Origin of the sequence: Vibrio nigripulchritudo ATCC 27043, assembly GCF_000222685.1 — a bacterium.
Lineage (GTDB): Bacteria > Pseudomonadota > Gammaproteobacteria > Enterobacterales > Vibrionaceae > Vibrio > Vibrio nigripulchritudo.
In genome coordinates this window covers 1-9,212 of the sequence record NZ_AFWJ01000078.1, presented here as the reverse complement: position 1 = coordinate 9,212, position 9,212 = coordinate 1, and the positions used below count along the sequence as shown (strand labels likewise).

The 9,212-nt window shown below is 45.4% G+C and carries 10 protein-coding genes; 4 read left to right on the top strand and 6 right to left on the bottom strand.

Features of this window, described 5'->3' with window-relative positions; translation table 11 throughout:
- Nucleotides 1-1,031, bottom strand: a 1,031-nt coding sequence (locus RH89_RS08305) for an acyl-CoA dehydrogenase family protein (RefSeq protein WP_004401050.1), incomplete at its 3' end; no start/stop codon positions are given.
- Between the two features lie 324 nt (nucleotides 1,032-1,355).
- Between RH89_RS08305 and RH89_RS08300 the strand changes: the two genes are divergently transcribed.
- Both RH89_RS08300 and RH89_RS08295 read left to right on the top strand, forming a co-directional pair.
- Entirely contained in the window at nucleotides 1,356-2,141 is a 786-nt protein-coding gene (locus tag RH89_RS08300) for an enoyl-CoA hydratase-related protein (RefSeq protein WP_038145319.1), read from the top strand.
- 2 nt (nucleotides 2,142-2,143) lie between these two features.
- Nucleotides 2,144-2,926 carry an SDR family oxidoreductase gene (locus tag RH89_RS08295; protein ID WP_004401047.1) on the top strand — a complete coding sequence of 261 codons (783 nt, stop codon included), beginning with the start codon at nucleotides 2,144-2,146 and terminating at the stop codon, nucleotides 2,924-2,926.
- 2 nt (nucleotides 2,927-2,928) lie between these two features.
- Here RH89_RS08295 and RH89_RS08290 read toward each other — a convergent pair whose 3' ends face one another.
- Nucleotides 2,929-3,885 (bottom strand): GlxA family transcriptional regulator, encoded by a 957-nt coding sequence (locus tag RH89_RS08290; protein ID WP_004401046.1) that lies wholly within the window; start codon nucleotides 3,883-3,885, stop codon nucleotides 2,929-2,931.
- Between the two features lie 126 nt (nucleotides 3,886-4,011).
- Between RH89_RS08290 and RH89_RS08285 the strand changes: the two genes are divergently transcribed.
- A complete protein-coding gene (locus RH89_RS08285; protein ID WP_004401045.1) occupies nucleotides 4,012-4,950 on the top strand; it encodes an endonuclease/exonuclease/phosphatase family protein in 939 nt (312 codons plus the stop codon).
- A gap of 102 nt (nucleotides 4,951-5,052) precedes the next feature.
- Nucleotides 5,053-5,556: a GNAT family N-acetyltransferase gene (locus tag RH89_RS08280; protein WP_004401044.1), complete on the top strand. Its 504-nt coding sequence runs from the start codon at nucleotides 5,053-5,055 to the stop codon at nucleotides 5,554-5,556.
- 57 nt (nucleotides 5,557-5,613) lie between these two features.
- Here RH89_RS08280 and RH89_RS08275 read toward each other — a convergent pair whose 3' ends face one another.
- From RH89_RS08275 to RH89_RS08260, 4 genes are all read right to left on the bottom strand, one after another.
- A complete protein-coding gene (locus tag RH89_RS08275; protein WP_004401043.1) occupies nucleotides 5,614-6,507 on the bottom strand; it encodes a patatin-like phospholipase family protein in 894 nt (297 codons plus the stop codon).
- A gap of 91 nt (nucleotides 6,508-6,598) precedes the next feature.
- Nucleotides 6,599-7,303 carry a 4'-phosphopantetheinyl transferase family protein gene (locus RH89_RS08270; RefSeq protein ID WP_004401042.1) on the bottom strand — a complete coding sequence of 235 codons (705 nt, stop codon included), beginning with the start codon at nucleotides 7,301-7,303 and terminating at the stop codon, nucleotides 6,599-6,601.
- An 8-nt stretch (nucleotides 7,304-7,311) separates the two neighbouring features.
- Nucleotides 7,312-8,124, bottom strand: a complete 813-nt coding sequence (locus RH89_RS08265) for an ABC transporter ATP-binding protein (protein WP_004401041.1) — start codon at nucleotides 8,122-8,124, stop codon at nucleotides 7,312-7,314.
- 114 nt (nucleotides 8,125-8,238) lie between these two features.
- A partial coding sequence (locus RH89_RS08260) for a condensation domain-containing protein (protein ID WP_004401040.1) occupies nucleotides 8,239-9,212 on the bottom strand: 974 nt, incomplete at its 5' end.

Here is a 9,212-nt window from a genome sequence, read left to right as displayed (position 1 = left end):
ATGTATCCCCTGCCCCCCATTATCTGGAGTGCGGTATCGCAAACCTGACCAACCATCTCGGAGCAGTGAAGCTTCAGTGCTGCGGCTCGGGCATGTTTCATTTTACGATCGTCACTTTGGTCGATCTCCCAGCTCAAACGATAGAGCATTGACTTTGCAGCCATGATTTTTACTGCCATATCAGCCAGCATGAATTCAATAGCCTGAAAGTCTCTGAGTGGCTGACCGAATTGCTGCCGACAAGCAACAAACTGGTTTGCCTCTTCGGCTGCCCGAATAGCACCTCCCACACAGCGCGCCGCGATACCCAGCCGGGCTTCAACAAACCAGTCCTTTGTTAATTCATAGCCCTGCCCCACCTCTCCCAGCATTTCTTTGTCAGTGAGGAAAACATCTTTGAAAACGAATTCTGGATGCTCAAAGGCAAAGTGATGGGTGTAGAGAGGGGTTCTTTTTACTTCGACCCCGGGTAGGTCTTTGTCGACAAAAAATACGGTAGGTTTGTCCGGGTCCCCGTCGACATGAGCATGAACCAGTATGTAGTCGGCAATGTCTCCTAAGGTAACGAACCACTTTTCGCCATTGATAACCCAGCCACCGTCGACTCTGTCTGCTCTGGTCGCACATTGACGGGGATCAGAGCCAGCATCGGCTTCTGTGATGGCATAAGCATCGCGACGCTTACCCTGACAGGTAGGGATTAGATACCGTTCCTTTTGTTCCTGGCTGGCAAATTTCATCGGATATGACGGATACCAAAGTGCATCCCAAATCGCACCCGTTGCCATTCCCAACTGTTCATTGAGAAGAGTCTGTTCAAAAATGCTAAATTCCTGCCCGCCGTCTTCCCGGCTGTGATTTGGAGCATTAAATCCCCATTCCACAACTTGTTTTTTTATCTCTTCGTGGGTTTCCTTACTGATGCCATCATTTTCTTCACACTCTAATTCATGTGGAAACAGAACCTGTTCTGTGAATTCTTTTGCTTTTGTCTGTAATGCTAAGTGTTCTTTGCTGAGGTTGAAGTCCATTCCTGTGTGCCTCTAAGTCGATTTAAGTTAAGTTTTATTTTCAAAGTGGTTAACCATTTGTTAACGATATCGGAGAGTGTTAGGTGTCTGTTTACTAATAAACGACATGTTCTTTTAAATTGGTGACAAGAAAACATTAAAGGGGTAGCCATTAGTCAATGCCATTGATATGGCGCAGAGATGAAGGTTTATGTCACCTGAATGAAACAGTTCTTTTGTTGACTGAGGTTTACTTTCTGAAGGCTCTGTTCTTTTTCAGAGCCAGAAAGAGTTTCGAGACCAAATCAGGTCCGACAGATGGAATGGACTATAAGGACAGTAAGGATGACTGCTTCTATAAAAATACAGCAACAGAACCATATCTTGATCGTGACACTCGACAGACCCAAGGCAAACGCAATTGATAGCCATACTAGCCGGGAAATATACGAAGTGTTTGAACAGTTCGAGAATGACAACTCTCTTGAGGTGGCCATCGTCACTGGTGCTGGAGAGAAATTCTTCTCCGCTGGATGGGATTTGAAAGCGGCTCTGAATGGAGAAGCCGTCGATGAAAACCATGGTCCCGGAGGATTTGCGGGCATCACTGAGTACTTTGATGTAACCAAGCCAGTTATCGCGGCGGTAAACGGGTTTGCCGTAGGGGGAGGTTTTGAGCTTGCTCTGTCTTGCGATCTGGTGATCGCGTCTGAGAACGCACAGTTCTTTCTTCCTGAAGGACAAATTGGGATCGTCCCTGATGCAGGCGGCGTTTTCCGCTTGTCTGAACGGATTCCCAGAGCAATTGCAATGGAGATGATGCTGACGGGAAAGCGCCTCAATGCAGCTGAAGCGTATTCTTTGGGGCTGGTTAATGACGTTGTCTCACCGGATGAAATAATGAGTGCAGCGGTGACCCTTGCGGAGCGAATTCGTAAAACAGCTCCTTTGTCGCAACGAGCCATTAAGGAGTTGGTTTCCATTTCTGAGCGCCATGATATTCAGACCGCATTCGAAATACAACGAAGCGGCAGTTTGAAAAACTACAGTCAAATGCTTCGGTCAGAGGACGCAAAGGAAGGAGCAATCGCCTTTGCAGAAGGACGAGAACCCGTCTGGAAGGGGTGTTAACAATGAAGCATATATTTCGTGAGAAGCTGTTCGATGGTCGGGTCGCTTTAGTCACAGGCGGCGGCAGCGGGATCGGCCTTGAGATTGCGCGTTTAATCGGACAGTTGGGAGCAAAGGTTGTCATTGCCGCGAGGGATATTGATCGTCTTAACAACACGGCAAATCAACTTAGGGATGAAGGCATCGACTCTCACGCTGCCGAGGTGAATATTCGAGACGCGGAATCCGTTGCAGACCTATTCCGGCAGCTTGAAGAAAAATCAATTAGTGTTGATATTCTCATAAACAATGCTGGTGGTCAGTTTACTTCACCTGCCATCGATATCTCTTCAAATGGATTTAAGTCTGTTCTGGATCTGAATTTACAAGGTACTTTTCATATGTGTCAGGCATTTGCCAAACACTCTAAACCGTCCATTCGAGATTTGAGTATCGTTAATATTGTGCTTTGTCTCGAACAGGGAATTCCTGGAATGGCTCATGCCGCAGCCGCCAGAGCGGGTGTTGTAAACCTTACCAAAACACTGGCCTGGGAGTGGGCAGATAAAGGAATCAGGGTTAACGCCATTGCTCCTGGAACCATAGATACTGAAGCCCTTAAGCAGTATGACTTTGACAACCTTCAATCGGGTATCAATCAGTTGCCATTGAAGCGAATCGGGCAACCGTCAGAGATCGCACAAGCCGTTGCCTTTCTGGTATCTCCGGCTGCGTCTTATATAACGGGTATCTGCCTCGCCCAGGATGGAGGAGAGCATCTGACTGGGGCATCACCACAGATTTAGAGTCATTGGTCTCTGTCTTCACTTGGTGATACTTCAAAAAAGTTTTTGTAACTGGTTGCAAAATGAGGGGCTGAATTGAATCCGCACGCAGCCCCTACATCTGAGATACTCAGGCGAGTTTCGCGCAACAGATGTCGAGCGCGCTCCAATCTTAGTTCCAGATAATATCGCGAAATGGTTTTGTTAAAATTCGCCCTGAAAAGACGCTGCAATTGTCTGACCGAGATATGTGTTTTCGCGGCAAGCTCTTCAGCCGTCAACGGGTCATCAATATTCGTTTCCATTATCGAAATGACATTTAATAGCCTGGGATGATGAATATTGAGTCGCGAAACCAAATCTATCCGCTGGCTCTGAGACTTAGGGCGAATTTTACTTTGAATAAACTGCTCGCAAACCTGAAGGGCAACATCTCGTCCCAGTTGTTGCTGGATGATGAAAAGCATCATGTCGATTGAAGATGTGCCTCCTGCGCATGTCATCAGATTTCCGTCAATTTCAAAAAGCTCATATGAAATCTTTGCTGAAGGATAATCTTCAGAAAACGCTGGAATGGCTTCCCAGTGTAAGGTGACTTTTCTGTCGCGCAACACGCCAGCTTCTGCTAAAAAGTAGCACCCCGTATCGATTGCCCCTAAGGTTGCTCCTGACCGAAACGCCAGTTTAAGCCAACGCGTGATTTTTTGCGTATGATAATTTTGTGGATGAAAGCTTGAACAGACAAAGACATTCTTGGGTAAATTGTCAGTACTAATTTGAGATGACTGGTTAATAGTGAGTAGATTGCTTGCCGCAACGAGCTCGGTACCTTCGGAAAATAATTCCCATTTGAAAATTTCGCGCCCAACAATGCGATTCGCAATCCGCAAAGGTTCTATGGCGGCTACCAGTGCTATCATCGCAAACTCAGGAATGAGCAGAAAAGAGAGAGTAATCGAACCATCATCATTGGGTTTCATTGTCTTAATTACGCGTTATTCGTCCATAAATAATGCTAGCCATGATAATCAAAGTTACCTACCTTTTCGCAAAATCGGCGAGTTTTCTTAGGTATACGACAAACATTAGAGGTACTTTTCCAAGCCATGACATCTTCCTTCACTGTCGCGACGTTTAACCTGTTCAATTTTATTGAGCCTCCCAGTGCGTTTTACGAGTTCGATAACATATACAGCCGCGACGAATGGCAAAGAAAATGCGACTGGACTGAAAAAGTACTTCGTGAAACATGCGCTGATCTTATTGGCTTTCAGGAAGTATTCAGCGCTGAGGCACTTGCTCATCTATGTAAACGGCAGGGATACTCTCATTTTAAAACTGTCGATACACCAGCCGTAGAAAGCGATTATGTGTATTTCAGCCCTGTCACTGGGCTGGCATCCAAATTCCCTATCCATTCCTGTTCCGGGTTGAGAATGGACAAGCATATTCAAAAAGCGCTTGGGTTTGAATCCAGTATCAGGTATTCGAGAATGCCACTTCACGCCACAGTCCGTCATCCTAAGCTAGACTTGATCGATGTTGTGGTTGTTCACTTAAAATCTCAGCGCCCAATGGACGTCGAGAACGAAGGGACGCAGTATTCTCGCTATACAAATGATTACATTGGGTCCGTTCTCTCCAGCCAGCAGCGCAACGACGAAGCCATGGCACTGAGGTATCAACTTAGGCAAATCAAAGCGCTTAACAAGCGTCCGATGATTCTGATGGGCGATATGAACCAAAACATAGGGTCACCATCAGTCCAGTGCTTAATTGAACCGCAACAGAACTTTACTGACCGCGGCAGTCAGAAACTCTACCTGAGCGACTCCTGGCAGATTGCAAAACTTGATACCCCGCGCCAGCCCTCTCACTATCACGGAGAAAGCGGAAATGTTCTGGATTATATTCTTCTATCTCAGGAGTTTTCGAGTGCAAAAATCCAGCATAAAACCCTCGATAAACATCTCGTACAACCTGAATATGATGAAGATTCGATGAGCAGCGATCATGGCATTGTTGTTGCTTTGATAGAAATATAAATTAACCATTGATTTTGCTTAACTTTTTTCGGTATGTTGATTATTCATTCATTCAAAAGATGCAGAAAAATGAACTGATACATGTAGAAAAAGGAGAGCAGTATGGAAATTATAATCCGACCAACAGAAATAAAAGATGTGGATGCTTTGTGTGAGATTTACACGCAGCCAAAAGCACATCGCGAGACCTTACAGCTCCCTTTACCTTCACCGCAAATGTGGCATAAACGCATTAGTAATATTCCTGAGCACGTTTATACATACGTCGCAGAGGCAGATGGCAAGGTGGTGGGCAATATCGGTTTTGAGCACATGCAGCGCCCTCGGCTTAGGCATGTCGGTCGGTTTGGGCTTGGCGTTCACGACGATTATCACGGAAAAGGGATTGGCAGTAAGCTGATAGAAACCATCATTCACCTTTCTGATAAGTGGCTGAACCTTCGCCGCATAGAGCTGGACGTGAATTGTGACAATGAGCCCGCCATTGCTCTGTATAAAAAGTTCGGGTTTGAAATCGAAGGCGAAGCAGTCGATGCTTCATTCAGAGATGGCGAATTCGTCAACGTTTATCACATGGCGCGTATCAACCCAACACACAAGAATTAAAAGTGCAGACATGAAGCAGCGGCTATACCGCTGCTTCTTATTCTGAATTCAGATTACTTAAACACAGAAATGACAGTCTTCTTCCGAAAGACCGAACACTCCCGAGCGTTTTTTCATATGCTCTTTACCCGCTTCGATTCCCATCTCATAACCAGCCAGTAACGTACTTTTTCTCATAGTGAATCGACCCACTTTGAAATGCTCGTCTGGCGCAATAACACGAACAACACAGCCTTTCGGTGGCTGACGGATGAAATCCAGTGAGGCGTTATAGTTTTTAGCCCGCTGCTTCATCGCCTCGGCAATGTTTGGGTAGCGTTTTAGCAACTGGTCCATCAGTTTTGGAAACTTCATCTCTGGCATGTTGTAGGACAAGGGGTGAGACAGGATAACGGTAATGTCTCTGGCACCTCGTCGGTAAGCTTCTCTAACCGGAATTGAGTCCGCTACGCCACCATCGGTATAGCATCCACCAGAGAAGCAAGGCGTGGTGCGATAAGCAATTGGTAGTGCCGATGTCGCTTCCATAACATCTGCAATATTTGACGGCTTTATACGATAGTAATCGGCATTTCCTGTCACGGCATTGGTGACCGCAGCGAACATAGGGATAGACGAAAACAGAAGTTCTTCATCAACAGGATAAAGCGCATTCGCTTGCTCCCATAACCATTTGACATCCACCAAGTCTCCACCACGCACAAATCTGGTTGGATTGAAAAAACGTTTTTGGGTCGCAAGTTCAGTGATAACGCGTTGACTGCGTTTGGGAAATTTAGCCAGATAGCCAATGAGGTTGGAAGCACCGGCAGATACACCAATGGCAAAATCGTAAGGCATAAAATCGTCAATCAGAAAGGCATCCAGAACACCGCTAGCAAATATCCCCCGCATTGCACCACCTTCAACGATCAATGCTCTATTGCCCGATATTTCACTTAACTCAGCCATGCGACAGTACCTTTATTCTTTTGTAAACGCTGATTTGACCACGTTTACAGAGTACTGCAGGGCTTGCTATTGATAAATTAGATAATTTCTATCATATCAATCGATGTTTTCGATGTTCACAAATCAAAGTGAAGACGCTTTCCGCTTCAAAAGTAAAATAAACCTTTAAAATCAGTGGTTCACCAAACAGTTTTTCAGCTTGATTACATAATTGAAGCTGCAAAGTCCCTGATTCAACATCCACACTTCGCAGTATCGAATCTGAGAATTCTAAGTAGTTTTTTACGTAGGGGTAGATAGCTTTAAAAACGCTCTCTTTGGCTGAGAAAATCAGAGTCGCAAACTGCTGTGGTGTAAGTCCACTTGTTTGCTGCCAATCCATTTCGGCATCAGAAACAAACATGGGCATTAGCGTTTGAACTTGCGATTCATCAATCAGGTTTTCTACATCAAGCCCTAACATAGATACTTCACTGTCACGTGCAACCGTAGCAAGAGCTAAGTTGTCGGTGTGGGAAATACTTCCTAAGTAGCCTTTAGGCCAAATAGGTGCCCTATGCTCACCAATAGGTAGTTTGGTGTGAATGACTCCCAAGTCTTGCAGAGCCTCCCTGGCGACAACTCTACCAGCAGTAAACTCGGCTTTCCTTTTTGGTACAGCACGGTTCATTTCTTGGGGCAATTCAATGGCTAATTCGGAAGAATGAGAATCAGAGTATTGGGACACATCAAACTGACGCTGCCAGATTTTGACAGGCCCGAGTGTTCGGATTTGTAATTCAGCCAGAAAAGACATCTTAGTCGTTACTTTCCTAGTGGCACTATCATAGGTGTATGACTGACGGGATCATCTATGATGACGCTGTCCAGACCAAATACCTTCTTGACCAGAGCAGCATCGATCAGGATTTTAGGCTCACCTTGAGCAACAATCTCCCCTCCGGAAAACGCAATAAGGTGATCCGCGTATCGACATGCCTGATTCAGATCGTGTAGCACGGCAACAATGGTGTGTTTCTTTTCTCGATTGAGGCTTCGAAACAATTCCAGCAGATCAATTTGGTGTGCCACGTCCAGATACGTCGTTGGTTCATCCAGCAAAACCGTTGGAGTTTTCTGTGCCAGTACCATCGCAATCCAGACTCGTTGCTTTTGCCCACCGGAGAGCTCATCCACCTGCCTTTCAGCCAGTTCCGTCACACCAGTGTCTTCCATTGCCTGAGCTACCGCTTCCTGATCTTCCGGGCTCCATTGTTTAAATAGCTTTTGATGGGGGTAACGCCCGCGAGCTATAAGATCAACAACACGAATACCATCAGGTGCCTGAGAGCTTTGAGGCAACAAGCCTAATTCTCTGGCTAATTCTTTTGCTGGCATTTCCTGAATGTTTTTACCATTCAGACACACTTGCCCGTGAACAGGTTTTAGCAAACGACACAGGCTTCTTAGCAACGTAGACTTGCCACAACCGTTAGGTCCAACGATTACAGTGAACTTTCCTTCGGGAATACTGAGTTCGAGATCTTCACAGATGACCCGATTTTCGTAGGCAAGTTTGAGGTTCTCACCTTTTAACCGAAATGAAGTGTTGGATTTGGTTGGTGTAGATAGGGTCATAACTTTCTGATTTAACGGTATTAAAAAAACAAAGCAGCATTGAGAGTATCTTCCCCTCAATGCCGCTCAAACGCAACGAATTCTTATTGTGTAATGACTAATGCATGACGAGCATTACACAGTTTCAGAATCGATAACACGCCCTTTAATGTCTTCAAGCAACTGGTCGCCCTTGGCAGATTTCGCAAATTCGGCAAATAGAGCACTTGTTGTATCAGATAGAAGCTTGACCTGTGCTGGGCTGTAGTTCTTAGACATGTAACTCATCATCACACGCAGAACTTGTTCACCGTTAACCACTTCCTCTAATACTTCAAATTGCAAACCTAAACCTGATTCGCTTTTATCCGGGTCAACCTGTTGGAAGTCCAGTCGATCACCGTTAGGTAACTCAAGAGCGCCATTGAACTTATTCTTTGCATGAAGCTGAATGAAGACTTCGAACATAAAGCCCCCACCCTCTGGCACCTCTAAGTCCAGTTCCTGTTGAACTAACCCTAAAGGAATATCCGTATGCGGCATAGATTCATTGATACTGTTCTTCACTTGCTCAATTAATTCCGCAACTGTATCTACTTCACCAAATTTAACTAGGTGGGCAACTATGGTTGTAAAGTAACCAATGGTATCGAAATACTCCGCATCCAAACGCCCTGATGCTGGAGTACCTACCACTAAATTCTTTGGTGCTCCCAAAAAATGCAGTGCTGAAGTAATTGATGCATAGACCACATTGAATAAGGACGCGTTGACAGATTTCGCCAGGGCATACAATCCTTCGATTACATCTTGTTCTAATTTGATTTCTACCCAACCGCCGGAAGCAACGCCGGTTTCGTCAGGCATTCCTGCAAGGTAATGATCCTCTGGGAATATCGGTTTAGCCCAAGGAACGCCCTCTAAAATATTTTTCCAATAATTGAGGTTGACTTGGTTAGTGCCTGACTCTCTTTGCTTGCGAGCAAATTCATTGAACGGATTTGGAAGCTCCTTCCACTTTGGAGCAGCTCCAGACATACGCTGCTTGTACGCATGAGTTAACTCATCCATCATCAAATTCACTGACCATTCGTCCAATACAATGTGAT

Coding starts and splice junctions, on each gene's coding strand:
- RH89_RS08285 (WP_004401045.1), top strand. CDS start 4,012: ATGACATCTTCCTTCACTGTCGCGACGTTTAACCTGTTCAATTTTATT.
- RH89_RS08270 (WP_004401042.1), bottom strand. CDS start 7,303: ATGTCTTTTCTGGCTGAATTACAAATCCGAACACTCGGGCCTGTCAAA.
- RH89_RS08265 (WP_004401041.1), bottom strand. CDS start 8,124: ATGACCCTATCTACACCAACCAAATCCAACACTTCATTTCGGTTAAAA.
- RH89_RS08290 (WP_004401046.1), bottom strand. CDS start 3,885: ATGAAACCCAATGATGATGGTTCGATTACTCTCTCTTTTCTGCTCATT.
- RH89_RS08280 (WP_004401044.1), top strand. CDS start 5,053: ATGGAAATTATAATCCGACCAACAGAAATAAAAGATGTGGATGCTTTG.
- RH89_RS08300 (WP_038145319.1), top strand. CDS start 1,356: ATGACTGCTTCTATAAAAATACAGCAACAGAACCATATCTTGATCGTG.
- RH89_RS08295 (WP_004401047.1), top strand. CDS start 2,144: ATGAAGCATATATTTCGTGAGAAGCTGTTCGATGGTCGGGTCGCTTTA.
- RH89_RS08275 (WP_004401043.1), bottom strand. CDS start 6,507: ATGGCTGAGTTAAGTGAAATATCGGGCAATAGAGCATTGATCGTTGAA.